Origin of the sequence: Paenibacillus sp. FSL H8-0548 (genome assembly GCF_038630985.1) — a bacterium.
Taxonomy (GTDB): domain Bacteria; phylum Bacillota; class Bacilli; order Paenibacillales; family Paenibacillaceae; genus Pristimantibacillus.
Genome location: NZ_CP152049.1, coordinates 7169330 through 7187175 on the forward strand (window position 1 = coordinate 7169330; position 17846 = coordinate 7187175).

Consider the following 17846-nt stretch of genomic DNA (forward strand, 5'->3'; position numbering starts at 1 on the left):
ATGGCAAAGCTAGACTCACCCATAACTCTCAAGGGCCTGACGCTGAAAAATCGCATCGTTATGGCTCCTATGTGTCAATACTCGGTGGATGCAGAAGACGGCAAGCCAAATGACTGGCATTTCGTTCATTACGTATCCAGAGCAGTAGGTGGAACAGGGTTGATTATCGTTGAAATGACGGATGTGGAGCCTGATGGCCGGATCACGAATCGAGATTTGGGGCTGTGGTCCGATGAACAAATTCCTGCTTACAGCCGGATTGTATCCGAGGTTCATAAATACGGTTCGAAGATCGGCATCCAAATTGCTCATGCCGGACGCAAAGCCGAGGATGCCGCAGAGCCTGTCGGTGCTTCCAATAAACCAGTCGCTGTCCTTCAGGAAGAAACCAAACGAGGCGAGCTAACGATCCCTCGCGCACTTTCCACTGAGGAAGTGAAACAAATGGTAAATAAATTCAAAGAAGCGATTCGAAGAGCCGTTGAAGCAGGCTTCGATACGATTGAGCTGCACGGCGCGCATGGTTACTTGATCCACCAATTTCATTCCCCTGGTATTAATGACCGAACCGATGTTTATGGCCAAAATCCACATCAGTTTGGGGTTGAGATTATCCAAGCAGCTCGCAGCGTCATGCCCGCGGATATGCCACTTATTATGAGAATTTCTGCAATTGAATATATGGATGGCGGCTATGGACTGGAGCATTCGATCGAGATTGCAAAGCGTTATCAAGAAGCTGGTGTCGACATCTTTCATGTATCGTCTGGCGGAGAAGCGCCTCCTGGGAGTAAATTAAAGCCTGCTAGTCACCCTGGCTACCAAATTCCATTTGCCCGCGCGTTTAAACAAGCATTGGATGTCCCAATCATTGCAGTAGGCAAGCTTGATGACCCTCTGCTTGCAGAGGCAACATTGGCGAACGAAGACGCTGACCTTGTCGCGGTAGGCCGCGGAATGCTGAACGATCCTTACTGGGCGCTGCATGCCATTAAAGACGTAACTAGAACGGTTCAGCCTCCCGTCCAATATGAACGAGGCATATACGTCCGATAGGCTGCTGTATGATGGTTTCCCTATCCATACAAATGGTTAATCAGAAAAGCCGTGAATGTCTACAATACGTAGATATCACGGCTTTTTTTCAGTATACTCTGGTTTTACTTTTGAAATTTAATAAAGTTATCAACAACGGTATCTAAAAAAGCAATGGTTGGTTCGTGGACCAGCTGGCCTGCATCATTAATTTTCTCATGAACACTGCCAATATATACTTCATTGCCTGACATATTAGGGGACGAAACACCGGTAGAAAATAAAATATCACGTAAATGCTGTTGAGCGCGCACAGTTCCCAGCTGGCCCATCGAGGCTCCAACTACAAGCGATGGCTTGCCGATCATAAGCTTGTCTACGCGCGACAGCCAATCAATAGCATTCTTGAGCACACCTGGAATCGAATAGTTATATTCAGGCGTTACCCATAAGACCGCATCTGCATCAGCAATCGTCTCTTTAAATGCTTTCACAACAGCAGGAGGATCAAGCTCGATATCTTGATCATAGTGCGGAAGATCACGGATATTTCCAATTTCAATGTCTAAACGGCCTTTATATCGTTCCTGCATAAACTTTGCGAGTTTTAAATTATACGATTCCTTACGAATACTTCCTACAAGGGCCACAATTTTCATCATAAAAACCTCCATTTTCTAAAATACAGGCTGATCTAAGCTAAAATATTTCACTATGGTTTAGTCTAAACCTCGAAGTTACCTTTGTCTAGTAACTATATTTAAGTTATTTATTTTCCGAATATATAAAGCAGCCAATTGCATAGAAGCAACAGGCTGCTATAACTCCAAATCCCTATATCCAGCTATGGCTTTAGGCTAAAACTAGATCACTAATATCTTAACTATTTAATCTTGCTCTATATAGATGTTTAGGATTGAACAATATTCACTATAAATAATATGGTTTATCGGTTATATTTATTAGTTAAGATTATCGCATTATACCAACCAAGGGGGTGCAGGCTTGCTTCAAATGTATAACAATTACCCTATGCTGGAACATCTATCTCCCGAAGTTTTGCAGCAGATTTTACCTGAACTCCAAGAGGTTCATTATACTGCGGGTACGCTTATTATGAAGCAGAACAAGGTCAGCCAGCAAATTTATATTATTGTATCTGGGCAAGCCCGTGTATATATCAATAAAGAAACAAAGGTAGAATTAGCCGTCCTATCCAATGGACAATTTTTTGGCGAGATGTCTTGTCTGACGGGTGATCCAGTCAGTGCGCATGTAGAGGCTATTGACGATGTTCATGTGGTTACGGTATCACGAATGGGAATGCTGCTATTAATGGATAAAAATCACGACTTCCGCAAAAAAATAATTGATGCCATGATTCAGCGAATCCAAAGCTCTAATGAACGAGTCGTTGAGGAACATACAAAAAGCCTTGTTATTATGAAGCTGCAGGAATCAGAGGAGCAGCAGCGCTATGGTCGTCTGATCGGCGAGAGCGCCTCCATGCGAGCATTGCTTGAAAGGCTCAATCGTCTGTCCAACGAGCAAAAGCATCTGATCATTATAGGTGAGGCTGGGACAGGAAAGGTTAATGTAGCGCGTGAGCTGCATTACAGAACAACGAGCGGACAATATCCGCTGCTAACCCTAAATGTAAATGATATGAGCTTACATGATTGGGAGACGAATGCAAAGGCAGCGAAGGGCGGCACGATCATCGTCGAGGGGGCAGAAGGCTGTCCTGCTGACAAGATGAAGCAGATGCTGCATGCTTCTGCCAATACCCGAGTTGTTCTGACCTCTACGCGGCCGCTAGATGTGACAAATACAGAGGTTCTGCAGGTCCCTCCGCTGCGCGAGCGGGTAGAGGATATCCCATTGCTTGCAAACTATTTTATAGAAAAAGAAGGGGGAGCCGCTAACGAAAGCATTTCACAGGATGCTTTAAGCAAGCTCGCTCTGTTCCCTTACTTAGACCATAATGTCGAGGAGCTGCGCAATATCGTGAAGGAGGCTTATATTCGCAGCGAAGGACGTATCATCTATAGTCATCATCTTCGCTTCGGCCGAACCCGCAAGGCAGGCGAACGCCCAACCATCGGCTTAGCGCTGGGAAGTGGGGCCGCCCGAGGCATGGCTCATCTGGGCGTTCTTCGTATTTTGGAGCAGGAGGGCATACCCATTGACATGATTGCCGGAACCAGCGTCGGTTCCATGGTAGGAGGTGTATACGCGGCTGGAATGTCTGTGAAGGACTGCGTAAAGGTGCTCTCTACGATTAGCTGGGGACAGTTGGTGCGGCCGACATTCCCCATGCGCTCCCTAGTTCACAACGCTCCCATGATCAGCTTTATTGAAAAGTACATCGGCAAGCGTCAAATTGAGGACCTGCCTATCCCATTTGGTGCTATAGCTTCAGATGTTTCCAATGGCGAGGCTCATATTATGCGAACGGGATCGCTCGCTCATGCCATTTGCGCGAGTACAGCTGTTCCTGTAGCGATGCGACCGGTAAACCATCAGGGTAAGCAGCTAGCTGACGGGGCTGTCGTTCACCCTGTGCCCGCTGCGCTAGTTCGAAGCATGGGAGCTGATATTGTCATCGCAGTTAATGTATGCCCTGAATCCTTCACGAAGGGGTCCGCTAGACATTTGATTGATTCATTAATGAATACGATAGATATTATGAGCGCGAAGCTGGTGAAGGAAGAGCTTCAGCTTGCAGATATTATTTTGCGGCCTGATCTGGGTTTCAATCAGATCAGCTTCAAGGATGCAGATAACTATATAGCGGCAGGAGAAGTAGTGACCATAGAATCTATTGCGCGAATTCGCCAGAAGATAGCATCTGCTCAATAGTTAAGGGCACCTAATTTAGGTGCCCTTAGTATAATCTCTTATTCCATTATGATAACCAAATGAATGATTTGTACTTGAGAGTCAGACCTATAGAAATCGAGGATGGTTTCCGGAGCAGAACAGCTTGCGAATTGGAAAACGGAGACATTATTGATGAGAAGCAGTGGCCAAGCGAAGCAGCAGCTAACCGTGTGAGGCCACCGAAGAGAAGATCCTTCTCTATGTGGCTTCACCAGTTGCTTGCTTATTCTAATGTCTACTTCCAATAAGAAGCAGTCAGCAGGTCAATCTAGCCTTTATTAGAAGAACCAAATTCTTTGATTTTTCCAATAACGGTTTGTTTGATCGCTTCACGACCTGGAGCAAGGAATTTACGTGGATCGAAAACATCAGCATCGTGTGTAAGGATCTCACGAGCAATTTTTGTAAATGCAATTTGGTTCTCTGTATTTACATTGATTTTTGCCGTTCCAAGTGAGATTGATTTTTTAATTTGCTCAGTTGGGATTCCTGTACCACCGTGCAATACCATTGGCAAATTGATTGTTTTTCCGATTTCTTCCATTTCCTTAAAGCCTAGGTTTGGTTCGCCTTTGTATGGTCCATGAACGGAACCAAGTGCTGGAGCAAGGCAATCAATACCTGTAAGCTTAACAAGCTCAAGACATTCCTTAGGATCTGCATAAATAACGCCATCAGCGATAATGTCATCCTCTTGGCCGCCAACAGTTCCAAGCTCAGCCTCTACTGAAATTCCACGCTCATGAGCATAGGCAACAACTGCTTGAGTTGTTTTCACATTCTCTTCAAATGGGGAATGAGAAGCATCGATCATAACGGAAGTAAAACCAGCATCGATAGCTGCTTTACATTTTTCAAAGCTTGAACCATGATCCAAGTGAATAGCAACTGGAACTGTAATTTTCATTTCTTCGATTAGGGATCTAACGATTGCAGTTACAACCGTGAAACCTCCCATGTAACGAGCAGCTCCTTCAGAAACGCCCAAAATAACTGGTGATTTCTCAGTTTGAGCAGCATCTAGAATGGCTTGCGTCCACTCTAGGTTGTTTATGTTAAATTGACCTACTGCGTACCCTTCCTTCATTGCGTTGTTTAACATTTCTTTCATTGAAACTAATGCCATGTTAAATCCTCCTTCAAATTATACAGCTGCTGTAATTAAGTATCTTTGCTATTCCTTTTCAATCATAACCAATTTGACCACAGTTTATCAAATTAAAAATTGCATAAATCTTATAAAGTTCAATACAGGAATCAGTATTTGACTAAAAAAGGTTCGTATAAAAACGGAAAATATCTGCTAATCCTTTATTGTTGAAAGTCCTACACTACAACAGACGGAATAGACAGATGCAGATCCAGTATATCAATGAAATGCTCGATTTACCAGAACTACAGATTAGCCCAATCCTACTTATTGGAGCCGATCATCTTCATATCGAAGCCTTGCCTGTGAATCACAAGCAAAGCTGTCCCTGCTGCAAGACGGACTAAGCGGTCATCCGCAAAGGTCGTAATGACAAGCGGACGATCAGGCATCTTGCTGTATTTGAGAAAAAAACGTACTTGTGCGTACCCAGAATCCGCTTTACTACATAAAACAAAAACACGATCCTATAGACCGTGTTTAGTAAATTGGGTAACCCCGCACGCTGGTGGTTACAGCTTGCGCAATTCTCTTAATATATCTTCAGGCTCAAACCGCTGCATGAAGTTCGGATTAACATATGCCGAACGGACGGAGCCACTCTCGTCAATCATGAATGTCGAGGGCACCGGCAGAATCCATCGGCTCGTGGCGTTGTATTCAGCCAGATTGAGACCTAGGCCTTGCTGAAATACGTCCTGGATGTAGGACGGCACGTCGTAAAGGATATGATACATCGCCGCAACCAGACCGTTCCGGTCGCTGAGCACATGGAAGCGCAGCTCATCCTTCTCCGATTGGGACAGTGTAGCATCTGGGCTTTGCGGACTGATCGCGATCAGCTGAGCGCCAAGCTCTTCTATTTCAGGCAGCACTTCCTGATAAGACTTGAGCTGTCTGCTGCAGTAAGGGCACCAACCTCCGCGGTAAAAGGTTAAAACGACCGGGCCCCTGGTCAACTCATCATATAAATTGACTGCCCGTCCAAGTGCATCCTGCAGGGTGAAATCCTTGGCTTTCTGTCCAACCTGCAGACCGAAAGGGGCTGCCGATTCCTGTTGCTCTCGGATTAGCCGAGACAGAGCAGCCTGCGCTTCCAGCGGCGTAAGAGGGTCAAACGTCTTCTTCATCTGCGCTAATTCCTGATTCAAGGTCATCGTTATTCTCCTTTAGATTTTAATACGTTAAGCTAAAATTTCATAAACCCAATAACCAGAAAAACGAGACCAATCGCAATGGAGAGGTAGCCGGCAACTTTTCTTATAGGGCCGCCCCATCTCGCTAATTTGCTTAGAATGGAAATGGAAAAGACTGCGACGGCCACGAGTATCACGCCTTTCCCTAACGAATAAGTCGTCATGAGCAACGCTCCGTGTAGCGGACTTCCGTGAAGTGCGATATAACTAATGAGCGCAAAAAAGATGGGAATCGCACAAGGCGAAATAACAAGTCCATAAGGAATCCCTAGCTTGAAAGCGGCCAAGTTGCTTTGCGGGAGTTCTGGCCGGCTGATCGGCTTTTGGAAAGTAGGCATTGCGAATGAAATGACACCAAGCAACTGCAGCCCAGCCAATATGTCAAAGAGAGGCGGAACCCAGGTTAACAAACGATATTTCGCAACAGAAGGCAGGAACTGTTGGCCGAGCAGCGCGATGATCAAACCAATCAACACCGAAGTGACAACCATACCCAAGATAAAGTTGACAGCGATCCGAATTGCTTTTCTTCTATCGCCGGCAGCTCCTTTCTGGACATAATTCGCAAACATAGCAAGCACGGGCAAATAACATGCTAATACCGCGCTCACGATTCCGACGACGAACACAAGGATGTAGGTAGAAGCGGAAATTCCGCCTGTAATCGTAAAATGATATAAATCTTCCATTCGTTTCTCCTTTTATCTAGCGGATTTTTCAATCAAGCAATTCATACACACGTTTACGAAGCTTAGGCAGTGAGGGCAAAGTGGCAAATTCCGCTTTCCCATTGATGAGAATCGCTCCGGCGCTGAAAATGTTCAGTTCCTGAAGACGTTCAAACTGATCGACCACATGCAACTCCTGAATATCGATTTGCGGAAATTCCGCCGCTACTTGATTCACTATCTTTATCGCTTTTTGACAGATGGAACAGCCTGGTCCAGCTGATACAACCTCGATTAACAAAAGACCTCCTCCTTCTTCTCCATTCTGATATACATCCTCCATGCAAAAGGAAGATTTGCTTTGATTATAAAGGTCGAGCTGTTAAATCCTTGTTAAGTCAGTGAAGCTCCGAAAAACTGCATGAATTTCCTCGTTTCGCGGAAACATGTGTGATATTCTATTATCATTGTCATGGAAGGAAGGAGTGGTGATATGCGAATCCTCATTGTCGAAGATGAGGAGGACCTTTCACGCGCATTAGCCAAGGGTTTAAGGCGGGAAGGTTATGCAGTGGACATCGCTGCTGACGGGCTAATCGGGTGGGAGCTCGCGGATACCAATGATTATGACGTGATTCTTCTCGACATCAATCTTCCGGAGCTGGATGGCATTTCACTTTGTCAACGAATTCGCCAGTCCTCGCGCCATAACGATGTTTTTATTCTCATGCTGACAGCTCGCAGCCATCCGGACGAGGTGGAAGAAGGGCTCGATTCGGGTGCGGATGACTACCTCCGTAAACCGTTTGTGTTCAATGAATTGCTTGCTCGCATCCGGGCGCTCCTTCGCCGTAGTTCCTCTGTGAAAAGCCCCGTCCTGCAGTTCGAACAGCTTACTCTTGATTCAAAGACAAAGGAAGTTTGGCTCGAGAATGTTTTTATTTCATTGACGAAAAAAGAATTCGGTTTGCTCGAATATCTGATGCTGCATCCCGGCGAGGTCATTTCATCGGAAAGGCTTCTTGAGCATGTTTGGGATATCCATGCGGATCCCTTTTCCACAACGGTTCGGGTTCACATCAATTCCTTGCGCAGAAAGCTCTCTCACCATGATCCAGAGGCAGGAGCAAGGTATATTCAGACCATTCAAGGTTATGGGTATAAATGGAGCCTAAGCACAGCCGCAAAGAAAGAGGAAACGACATGAGACCATGGAACCGGCTTTCACTGCGTACAAGATTGACGCTGTTTGCTATTCTTTTTTTGGGGGTCTTGATTACTCTATATGTCGGAATAGAGTCTTTGATCTCCGTATACAAGGTCTTACCAGAGATGCAGGGGCGACTCATAAGCTTGCTTGTCGTATTAGGAGGCATGGTTCTCAGCGCGCAATGGCTCGCAGTGATTATTCTGAAGCCTGTGAAACGGATGAGTGAAACCGCTGCTGGAATAACAGCAGCCACCCTGGACCAACGACTTGAGATTGACCAACTTCATGATGAATTGAAGAAGCTAGGGATCGTATTTAATACGATGCTGGATGGGCTGGAACACTCTTTTAAACAACAGGCCCGTTTCGTTTCCGCAGCCGCGCATGAATTAAGAACGCCGCTTTCCATCCTGCGCACGAATCTTGAAGTGGCCGGAGACAGCGAGGGCATTGATCCAAGCGAATGGAGAGATTACAGTGCGACAACAGAGCGGACGCTTACGCGACTAGAGTCATTAACGGAGGATTTGTTGCTGCTGGCTGACGGCACATACGATCGGGAGCATAACGAGCACAAGGTTGTGGAGCTTGCCGACATTCTTGCAGACGCAACCTCTTTTATGGAACCGATGGCAGTCAAATACGGGGTGACACTTCATCTGATGGAGCCTTGCGATGCTATGGTTAAGGGGGAAGAAAGCTTCTTATTCCTGGTCTTTCGAAATCTGCTGGACAACGGAATCCGGTATAATCGGCCAAATGGGAACGTTACGCTGCAGGTATCGCAGGAAGATGGAAAGGTTGTAGTTCGGGTTTCGGATACGGGGAAGGGAATATCTCCTCCATCAAGAGAGCTGGTTTTCGAGCGGTTTTACCGACTCGACTCGTCTCGAGCACGCAGCCATGGCGGGGCTGGTCTAGGCCTGTCGATTGTCCGCCATTTGCTTGCAATCTTCCAGGGGACCGTTGAACTGGAGTCGAGTTCCGAATCGGGAAGTGTATTTAAGGTCACGTTGATCCGGGGTTAAGAGGCTGGACTACATGTTAATCGATTACACATTATAAAGTTACGTAATTATGTTAAGTAAACAAAACTGTCTGTAGGTTACCTTTGTGCAGTACTTGAGAGATACAATTACTTTTCCTTTGACAAGCGATACTAGTATGGAATACATGATCCTCTAGTATTGGGGATGAATTGCAAAAGTCATGTATGGTGTCAAGTTGTGACTTTCCAGCCGGTTTAGAGTAAACCGGCTGGAAAATCACAACTTTCTTTGTCGGACAGCTTGCCGTATGACGTTATCTCCGTCGGTTGAATAAGCAAGCGCTTTTGGGGCATCCAATTCTTCCAGCCTCTTCACGAGTGCTGCCCAAATGTCGTCGTAAGCATCGCTGCCAAGCGGCATTCGCAGCGGAACGTCCCCCTGATCAACACGCCGAAGGATGGCTCGATTTCTTTGGCTAGCGCCTCAAATGCGCTTTCTCATTATCGCTCACACTATCTTTTCACTTAAAAAAGCACAATTGCTAGATCATACCTGATTAAAATACGATTTCAGTATCCGATCCAGAAGGCTTATCTACTAAAGCTTTTTCTGCAAGAACGATAAGCATTGAAACCTCAATCACTTTTGTGAGACAATCAACAAGGATAAACCCATTTCTCAAATATAACCAATGATTAGGGAGGCCACAACGATCATGAGGACGATGAAGCTTGGAACGAGTACATTAGATGTACCGGTTGTTGCAGTCGGATGCATGCGGATAAATTCACTGGACAAAACCGAGGCGGAGCAGTTTGTCCAAACGGCTCTAGAGCAAGGCGCAAACTTCTTCGAGCATGCTGATATTTACGGTGCTGGCGCGTGTGAGGAAATATTTGCAGATGCCATACATATGAGCGAGAATGTTCGCGAAAAAATCATTCTGCAATCCAAATGCGGCATTCGAAAAGGGATGTTCGACTTTTCCAAAGAGCATATTTTGGCGTCCGTGGATGGTATATTGCAACGGCTAAAAACCGATTATTTGGATATTCTGCTTCTCCATCGCCCTGATACATTGGTAGAGCCAGAAGAGGTTGCCGAAGCCTTCGATCTACTTGAAAGCTCAGGAAAAGTACGCCATTTTGGCGTATCCAATCAGAACCCGATGCAAATACAGCTATTGAAAAAGTCTGTGAAGCAGCCGCTTGTTGCGAACCAGCTGCAATTAAGCATTACCAACACGACGATGATCTCTAGCGGATTTAATGTCAACATGGAAAATGACTTTGCTGTAAATCGGGATGGCAGTGTGCTCGACTATTGCAGACTGAACGATATCACGATTCAGCCTTGGTCTCCCTTCCAGTATGGGTTCTTCGAGGGTGTTTTCCTCGGAAACGACAAGTTCCCAGAATTAAACAAGCAAATCGATAAAGTTGCGAAAAAATATGAGGTTAGCAACACGACGATCGCCATAGCTTGGCTCTTGCGCCACCCCGCGCATATGCAGCCCGTTATCGGTACTATGAATATTGAACGGTTGAAGGATTGCTGTAAAGCAAGCGACGTTCACCTAACACGCGAGGAATGGTATGCGATCTATCGTGCAGCAGGCAACATCCTTCCTTAAGCTGACAAAAAAAGCAACCACCTGTCACATGGACCGGTGGTTGCTTTTTATATGACTGCTGAGAGTCCGATCATGAGATCGATACCATTAAAGCAGTCGTCTAGCTAAGCATGGTTTCCTAGCAGACCGCGCGGCTGGTGACTCATTCCACTCGCGTAGAGGTGGGAGACATCGGACATGCCAATGCACCGGGGAACGGCAAAATGCTCGCTTCGCTCCTCAAACAGAACCGTTGTAACCGAGCTTGGTGCCAGCCAGAAGATCGACCAAGCAAGCGCTAATGGAATTTGCAGCAAATGGGCGAGCCAAGCAAGACCAAAGCCGCCATGGCACACCACTGCTATTTTTTCAGTAGAGGGCTTCATGATGCGATACAGGCCATTCTCTCGTTTATAATGCTGACCAAGCAGAAATTCATCAGAGGCCGCTTGCAAGCCTTCGTATCTGACCTTATATCCCTCCTGCTTCAGCCAAAAATCAGTCTCATCCCCCCATTGCCGTTTCCCGCTTGATAGCTCCGGAATATGTTCACCAGGGTAATCCCAAATGGGACCATGCTTATCATCCGAAATTATAATTCCCGGCCAATCCAGCTCACATGTCCACGCTTGCGTATCAATGGCAAGCCCTGTTTCTTTGGCAATATAGCTTGCTGTAGTCTGTGCTCGGCCAAGTGATGAAGCGTATAGCTTATCCAGACCAATAGAAGCCATACGCTTGCCCAATGCTGCCGCTTCCTGATGGCCGATATCTGTCAGGTTATCAATTGAATAGTCAGGATCTGCATGACGAATAATGTATAACTGCATAAACATTTTCACTCCTAACTGTAGTCCATCTTATAGCCCATTATATATACAGCCCACTCATTATGACACCCCCTCCCCTCTCATGCAAAATGAAAGGGCATCCCTATGGACGCCCTTATCATCACTACTATTATTCTTTCACTAATTGCTTGGTGCTGCGAACGGTATCAATCGGGCGGACCAGCTTTTCAATCTGCTCACGCTGAGGCTCTAGAAACGGCGGCAGCGATAGCTTCTCACCCAGCGTCTCATAAGGCTCATCCCCCATAAAGCCTGGACCATCGGTAGCAAATTCGAATAAAATTTGCGGAGCAACCCTTGCATACAGCGACTCAAAGAAATGACGGTTCACATAACCTGATGTCGAGAAGTTATAGCTCTCCAGACGCCCCATCCAAGCATCGAGTTCAGCGCGATCATTCACACGGAAAGCAGTATGGTGAACCGTACCGTAGCCTTGCTGTGCTCTAGGAAGAATAACATTATGCTCGACAATGACTTGGGCGCCATTGCCGCCTTCACCTACCTCGAATAGATAGAAGGAGCCTTCCTTCGCAATCTCTTTAAATAAAAGCACTTTCTCCAGCATTTCTTTAAAATAGTCCACATTTGATACACGAATGAAGATGGGTCCTAAACCTGTAATCGCATGCTCTAATGGAATTGGGCCGTCCTGCCACGGCGTGCCAGAAACGACGCCCTGATTAAGCTCATCGGAGATTAACTGATACTGCTGGTCATCAAAATCAACGAAGGAAAGCGTCTTTTTACCGAAAAACTCTTGAATTCCTGTATGGTCTACTTTCAAACGATCAAAGCGCTCTACCCAGTAGTTCAAAGCTGCATCATTCGGCACACGGAACGATGTTTTCGATATCTCGTCTGTCCCATGTCTGCCTTTCTGAATGCCCGGGAAATCAAAAAATGTCATATCTGTTCCTGCACTGCCTTTATCATCAGCGAAAAACAAATGATACGTTTGAATATCGTCCTGATTGACCGTTTTCTTAACCAAACGCATACCTAATACATAAGTGAAAAACTCATAGTTTTTTTCTGCGCTGCTTGTAATCGCGGTTACGTGGTGAATCCCTTTTAAATTGTTCATGAATATCATCCTCCATATTGTATTATGCCCTCCATAAAGAATAGGCACGCTGTAGTCATTAAATTATATCTTAATATTGTATATCTTTATTTAAAGATATTGTATAACGATTATTTCCGTTTGTCAAATAATAACCTTGTATATAGCCCGCTAGCGAAGGATATCTCCTCCATCTAGCGGGCTTTGCACTGCACTATTCGCTCTCGGCTATGCTTCTAATCTTTTCTTAATTTCAAGCGCAGGAATAGGATCATTGCATGTCATCACAGTCGTTCCGCATCCAATCGAGTAATGAACGTCGCTTGCTGTATCCGGACAGTAACTCCAAACCTGTAAGCCCATATCCCTGAATGTCTGTACATCCTGTCGATTCAGAAGAGACATTTCTAGAGCTAACGCCCACATTTTAGAATAAGTACCGCCCTCGCCGGAGACAAAGTTACGCATAACCTCTGCTTTAAACCCTTGCGTTTTCGCACCATAACGATCATAAAGATACGCAATAATTTGAGCATCAAAGCATGTAAACACACATCTTGGAAATAATTGATACTTCTCAAGCAGCTTAACTGCCTCATCAACTGTATCCTGAGCATCCACGCTGGACTTAATTTCTACATTCAGAAGAACCTCTGGATACTCAGCTAGCAGCTGACAGAGCTCTTCGAAAGCAGGAATTTTGAGTCCAGCAAATACAGGGGAAAACCAACCGCCCGCATCTAATGCTTTCAGCTCCATCAGTGTAAAGTCGCGTACAGCTCCTGTACCATTCGTCGTACGATCCACCGTATCATCATGAATCACAACGACCGTACGATCCTTAGCCATTCGTAAATCAAACTCCAGCATATGAACGCCTACTTCAATAGCGCGCTTGAATGCGAGCAGCGTATTTTCCGGGTAGTCGGATTTATAACCGCGATGCCCAGATACAATAATGGAACCCGTATCCCTCACTTGCTCAATCATCGTTCACGTCTCCTCCCCTACCTCAAGTATTATTCCGACAACAGACGCTCGGCTTCTTTTTTCAGTGTCGCTAGCGTAGCTGGAATATCTTCACTATCGTACATGATCGCTTCAATGGCTGAATTGAATTCCAGTCCAATCGCCGGCCATGCGACATCTTTGTTCGTATCTACTGCATATTGAAGCTGCTCATAAGCCGTTTGGCGGATTGGCTCCTTCGCCCAAAGCTCCTTGATCGCATCCGACTCGACCATAACATGGGTAACTGGAAGATATCCCGAATCCAGAATGAATGGCAATGCACCGTCCTCTTCTACCATCATCCAACGAATAAATTCCCATGCCGCTTCCTTATTTGCCGATCCGCTCAACATCGATACGTTAGCTCCGCCAGTAGGGTTGGCGAATTTCTCGTCCATAGGCAGAAATGCTGTTACATAATCAAAATCAACTGCGCTAAGCAAGCCGCCAATTGAACCTGTCGATTGGAACATTACCGCTAGCTTGCCTTCTGTAAACATACCGTTCACGATCGTACCTGAATCTGTAGCAGGTGGATAGAACAACGCGCCAGTCGACTGCAAGTCCTTCAAATAGCGGAATACTTTCTCGCCTGCACCATCATCAACAAATGCTAGAGATGTACGATCCTCGTTAAAAAACGAGCTTCCAGCTTGAGTGAACATCGCCATTGGGTACCATGTATCGAATGGCATCGACATGCCGTAACGTGTGAATTCATTGCCTTCTTTTTTTACCGCCGCATTGGTTACTGCTTTAAGCTCGTCCCATGTTGTTGGAACCTCCATGCCAAGCTCATCTAGAATCGTCTTATTTACATGCATAATGGGTGTCGAGCGATTAAGCGGAAGAGATAATATTTGATCATTGAAATAGGAATGGCCCATAAGACCCTCAATAAAATCAGTTTCTTTCACTTCTGACTTTTCCATGTATGCCGTTAGATCTTCAAGCACTTCCGAATCAGCAAACATCTCTACATCTGCACGTTCGATCATCGATACATCGGGTGCAGTTCCAGCAGCTATAGATTGTTGAAGCTTGGTCGTAGTTTCAGCATAATTGCCTTGGAAGGTGGCGACGATTTCAATAGCATCATGCGATTCATTAAAACGTTTAACCATGGCGTCCACACGCTCACCATTGCCTCCGCCCATGGAATGCCAGAATTGAACGGTTGATTTAGCCCCAGAAGCGGTGTTCGTTGCCGTCGCTGGCGTATTGCCTGTCGTGTTATTTGCAGTACCTGTATTGTTGGTTCCACATGCTGCCAGCAAACCAACGATCATCGTTGATGCCAGTATAACTGAGAATTTTTTCAAGAAAATTACCTCCATTTTTTTGTAATTTGATTTATCATCCCGCTCTATGTCAGAGGCATATTGCCTTTATTTGATACCAGAGTACACAAACGCTTTGACAATTTGCTTGGAACAAAATAGATAAACGATCAAAATAGGTATGACCAAAACGACGTTCCCAGCCATAATGACATGCCAGTTGCTTATTCCTTCTGTCTCTCTGAGCATCGAAATCCCAATCGTTAAAGGTCTCACTGCTGCAGAATCGGTCATCACCAGCGGCCAGAAATAATCATTCCAATGGCTGACGAAACTGAATAGTCCAATCGTTGCTAGTGCAGGCTTAGACATCGGAATCATGATCTTCCATAAAATTTTGAACTCACTAGCATTGTCCAGCCGTGCCGCTTCAACAATTTCCTCTTGAATTTGCATAAAATATTGTCTAAGCAGGAAGATGCCAAAGGCATTCGTCATAAAAGGCAATATTTGCGGCAGTAATGTTTTGTTTATTCCCCAATCAGCCATCATCAGATAGACCGGAATAAAAGTTACCTGACCTGGAATCATAAAGGCAAGCAGAACAAGACTGAATAATATTCCGCTGCCTTTGAATTTATATTTAGCAAAAGCATAGGCAGCAGGTATCAAAACAAGCAATTGAATCACAATAATGGAACCCGTCACAAGGACAGAGTTTTTAAAATAGGTTAGAAATGGCCCCGCCTGCAGCGCAGTGAAATAGTTAATGAATTGCGGAACTGCAGGTATCAAAGTAGGCGGATAGGCCAACGTTTCACGAAAGGTTTGCAAAGACGTTAAGATCATCCATAAAAACGGGAAAATAAAAATCATTAACACTATTGTTTTCAGGAGATAGCTCGCCGTTAGCCTTGTGTAATGCAGCGCTTTTATCATCATATCCTCCTTATTGATAATGGACCTTTTTGGCTAGCATTCGGAAATATACGAAAGTAAGAACCCCAATAATGGCCATAAGAACCATGCCTGTTGCTGATGCATATCCGATGTTTGTCGTACGATTCTGGAAAATATAGTAGACCAGTGTATTCGTCGCATCGTTCGGACCGCCCGAGGTCATCATTTTCACCGTATCGAATACTTTAAACGAGCCTATGGTCATAATAATGAGTATGAAAAATAGCTGTGGCGATATCATTGGCAGCGTGATTTTGAAAAACACTCTGGACTTGCTTGCATTATCAAGTGCCGCTGCCTCATAAATATTTGGTGAAATCCCTTGCAGCGCCGCTACTAAAATGAGCACATAATAACCGATTCCTTGCCATACCGAGACGATGATGATCGATAGCAGCGCGGTATCTGAGCTTTGCAGCCACCGAGACGCAGGCAATCCTACGCTTCGCGATATGAAATTTAAGAAGCCTAGATTCGGTTCCATCATCCACAGCCATACCAGTGAGATCGATACGACGGACACGATATGCGGTGTGAATATTCCGGTTTGGACAAACCTATTCATTTTTGTTTTTTTGCTTAACCAAACGGCAAGCATTAACGAAATCAATAGAGTAAGAACAACCGTTCCAACCGTATAGATAGCTGTGTTGCTTAATGATTTGTAAAAATCGGCTCTTGAGAAAATATTGATATAATTATCAAAGCCTATATACTTGCTCTTTGCCGAATTCATCAAGTTGTACTTAAAGAAGCTGAGATAGGCTAGATAAAAGACAGGGTAAACAACGAATACAGCAATCCCAAGCATCGCTGGAGCGATCATAAGATACGGTCTGAGTACCTCGCTTAATCGTTTCTTATCCATGGAATCGCCCTCTCAGTATCTCGAGACCTCGGGCGTGCGCTTCACTCTGCTGATCGATTCGCAGCTCATCTTTATCGAAGAAATTAAGCTTCGCAGCTGGAACACCGATAAACACCTGATCATCGACCACGAAATGGTCCTCTACGCATTTGATCATGAAGGAATATGATTCCGCCTTCACCTGATAGATCGTTTCCGATCCAAGCATTTCCCTTGTTGCAATTACGCCTCTAATAGAAAACAAGTGCGTGCTTGGTTCATAGGAAAGCTCTGCACTCTCCGGCCTAAATCCAAAGGTCAGCTTCTGTCCCGGAAGCTCTTCAATGTTCATAGGAGGAACACCGATAAATTGTGCAGTGAACTGGTTGCTTGGCTTGTGATACATGACCTCAGGAGGTGCTTCCTGCTGGATCAAGCCTTTGTTCATCAAGACGATGTTATCTGCCATCGACATCGCTTCCACTTGGTCATGGGTAACATAGACGAAGGTGGTGCCTAGCTTCTTATGCAATTCAATGAGCTCGATTCGCATCTGGACACGAAGTTTAGCATCCAAATTGGATAATGGCTCGTCCATTAGAAATACCGAAGGCTGCTTGACCATCGCTCTTGCAAGCGCAACACGCTGACGCTGTCCGCCCGATAAGGTGGAGGGCTTGCGATCCAAGTACTCATACAGGCCAACAGTAGAGCTAATGCTCTCCACTAGCTCCTTTCTAACGGCCTTCTGAACGCCATTATTCTTTAATCCGAACTCAATATTTTCTCGAACAGACATCGTCGGGTAAATCGCATAGTTTTGAAAAACCATTGCAACTCCCCGTTTGCCAGGCGCGGTTTTCGACACGTCCTGCCCGTTAATTAACACTTGGCCTGATGTTTGAGGGTCGAGACCAGCAATCATCCGAAGCAGTGTCGTCTTCCCGCAGCCGGAAGGACCAACTAATACGGTAAATTTCCCATCCTCTATCGTTAAGTTCAAATCCTTAATAACATCCTGTTTATCAAATGACTTTGTTATATTCAGCAATTGAATAGACGCCATGAATATTACCTCCTCAAAGGTC

20 protein-coding genes are annotated in these 17846 nt (G+C 45.3%); 6 read left to right on the forward strand and 14 right to left on the reverse strand.

Annotated features, from left to right (window positions below):
* On the forward strand, nt 1-1056 hold the full coding sequence (locus tag MHI37_RS30275) for an NADH:flavin oxidoreductase/NADH oxidase (RefSeq protein ID WP_076337614.1): 1056 nt from the start codon (nt 1-3) through the stop codon (nt 1054-1056).
* Between the two features lie 104 nt (nt 1057-1160).
* Here the strand turns inward: MHI37_RS30275 and MHI37_RS30280 are convergent, their stop codons facing one another.
* The gene (locus tag MHI37_RS30280; protein WP_076337615.1) at nt 1161-1694 is read right to left on the reverse strand and encodes an NADPH-dependent FMN reductase; all 534 of its coding nucleotides are present in this window, start codon (nt 1692-1694) and stop codon (nt 1161-1163) included.
* Between the two features lie 355 nt (nt 1695-2049).
* Between MHI37_RS30280 and MHI37_RS30285 the strand changes: the two genes are divergently transcribed.
* Both MHI37_RS30285 and MHI37_RS30290 read left to right on the forward strand, forming a co-directional pair.
* Nucleotides 2050-3897, forward strand: a complete 1848-nt coding sequence (locus MHI37_RS30285) for a patatin-like phospholipase family protein (protein ID WP_256710567.1) — start codon at nt 2050-2052, stop codon at nt 3895-3897.
* Between the two features lie 74 nt (nt 3898-3971).
* Nucleotides 3972-4166, forward strand: a complete 195-nt coding sequence (locus MHI37_RS30290) for a hypothetical protein (RefSeq protein WP_144023711.1) — start codon at nt 3972-3974, stop codon at nt 4164-4166.
* Nucleotides 4167-4186: 20 nt separating this feature from the next.
* Here the strand turns inward: MHI37_RS30290 and MHI37_RS30295 are convergent, their stop codons facing one another.
* The 5 genes from MHI37_RS30295 to MHI37_RS30315 form a co-directional block, all read right to left on the reverse strand.
* Nucleotides 4187-5044 (reverse strand): class II fructose-bisphosphate aldolase, encoded by an 858-nt coding sequence (locus MHI37_RS30295; RefSeq protein ID WP_076337616.1) that lies wholly within the window; start codon nt 5042-5044, stop codon nt 4187-4189.
* A 287-nt stretch (nt 5045-5331) separates the two neighbouring features.
* Nucleotides 5332-5460, reverse strand: coding sequence for a hypothetical protein (locus tag MHI37_RS30300; RefSeq protein WP_256710561.1), 129 nt, complete (start codon nt 5458-5460; stop codon nt 5332-5334).
* Between the two features lie 120 nt (nt 5461-5580).
* The gene (locus MHI37_RS30305) at nt 5581-6225 is read right to left on the reverse strand and encodes a peroxiredoxin-like family protein (RefSeq protein WP_076337617.1); all 645 of its coding nucleotides are present in this window, start codon (nt 6223-6225) and stop codon (nt 5581-5583) included.
* A 32-nt stretch (nt 6226-6257) separates the two neighbouring features.
* A complete protein-coding gene (locus tag MHI37_RS30310; RefSeq protein ID WP_076337618.1) occupies nt 6258-6953 on the reverse strand; it encodes a cytochrome c biogenesis CcdA family protein in 696 nt (231 codons plus the stop codon).
* Between the two features lie 28 nt (nt 6954-6981).
* Nucleotides 6982-7233, reverse strand: coding sequence for a thioredoxin family protein (locus MHI37_RS30315; protein WP_076337619.1), 252 nt, complete (start codon nt 7231-7233; stop codon nt 6982-6984).
* A 192-nt stretch (nt 7234-7425) separates the two neighbouring features.
* Here MHI37_RS30315 and MHI37_RS30320 point away from each other — a divergent pair, with 192 nt between their 5' ends.
* Together MHI37_RS30320 and MHI37_RS30325 are read left to right on the forward strand one after the other, a co-directional pair.
* Nucleotides 7426-8139, forward strand: a complete 714-nt coding sequence (locus MHI37_RS30320) for a response regulator transcription factor (RefSeq protein ID WP_076337620.1) — start codon at nt 7426-7428, stop codon at nt 8137-8139.
* A complete protein-coding gene (locus MHI37_RS30325) occupies nt 8136-9170 on the forward strand; it encodes a HAMP domain-containing histidine kinase (protein ID WP_076337621.1) in 1035 nt (344 codons plus the stop codon). The genes MHI37_RS30320 and MHI37_RS30325 overlap by 4 nt, the downstream gene beginning before the upstream one ends.
* Before the next feature lie 237 nt (nt 9171-9407).
* Here the strand turns inward: MHI37_RS30325 and MHI37_RS30330 are convergent, their stop codons facing one another.
* Nucleotides 9408-9551, reverse strand: coding sequence for a hypothetical protein (locus tag MHI37_RS30330; protein ID WP_179090240.1), 144 nt, complete (start codon nt 9549-9551; stop codon nt 9408-9410).
* A gap of 295 nt (nt 9552-9846) precedes the next feature.
* Here MHI37_RS30330 and MHI37_RS30335 point away from each other — a divergent pair, with 295 nt between their 5' ends.
* Entirely contained in the window at nt 9847-10764 is a 918-nt protein-coding gene (locus MHI37_RS30335; protein ID WP_076337622.1) for an aldo/keto reductase family oxidoreductase, read from the forward strand.
* Between the two features lie 104 nt (nt 10765-10868).
* Here the strand turns inward: MHI37_RS30335 and MHI37_RS30340 are convergent, their stop codons facing one another.
* The 7 genes from MHI37_RS30340 to MHI37_RS30370 all read right to left on the reverse strand — a co-directional run bounded on the left by MHI37_RS30340 (nt 10869) and on the right by MHI37_RS30370 (nt 17824).
* The gene (locus MHI37_RS30340; RefSeq protein WP_076337623.1) at nt 10869-11573 is read right to left on the reverse strand and encodes a histidine phosphatase family protein; all 705 of its coding nucleotides are present in this window, start codon (nt 11571-11573) and stop codon (nt 10869-10871) included.
* 130 nt (nt 11574-11703) lie between these two features.
* On the reverse strand, nt 11704-12681 hold the full coding sequence (locus tag MHI37_RS30345) for a ring-cleaving dioxygenase (RefSeq protein WP_076337624.1): 978 nt from the start codon (nt 12679-12681) through the stop codon (nt 11704-11706).
* 207 nt (nt 12682-12888) lie between these two features.
* Nucleotides 12889-13650 carry a glycerophosphodiester phosphodiesterase family protein gene (locus tag MHI37_RS30350; protein ID WP_076337625.1) on the reverse strand — a complete coding sequence of 254 codons (762 nt, stop codon included), beginning with the start codon at nt 13648-13650 and terminating at the stop codon, nt 12889-12891.
* Nucleotides 13651-13679: 29 nt separating this feature from the next.
* Nucleotides 13680-14993 (reverse strand): ABC transporter substrate-binding protein, encoded by a 1314-nt coding sequence (locus MHI37_RS30355; protein ID WP_256710562.1) that lies wholly within the window; start codon nt 14991-14993, stop codon nt 13680-13682.
* Nucleotides 14994-15059: 66 nt separating this feature from the next.
* Nucleotides 15060-15890: a carbohydrate ABC transporter permease gene (locus MHI37_RS30360; protein WP_218638935.1), complete on the reverse strand. Its 831-nt coding sequence runs from the start codon at nt 15888-15890 to the stop codon at nt 15060-15062.
* Nucleotides 15891-15900: 10 nt separating this feature from the next.
* Nucleotides 15901-16779, reverse strand: coding sequence for a sugar ABC transporter permease (locus tag MHI37_RS30365; RefSeq protein WP_076337628.1), 879 nt, complete (start codon nt 16777-16779; stop codon nt 15901-15903).
* A complete protein-coding gene (locus MHI37_RS30370) occupies nt 16772-17824 on the reverse strand; it encodes an ABC transporter ATP-binding protein (RefSeq protein ID WP_076337629.1) in 1053 nt (350 codons plus the stop codon). Before MHI37_RS30370 ends, MHI37_RS30365 begins: the two co-directional genes overlap by 8 nt.
* Nucleotides 17825-17846 lie beyond the last annotated feature (22 nt).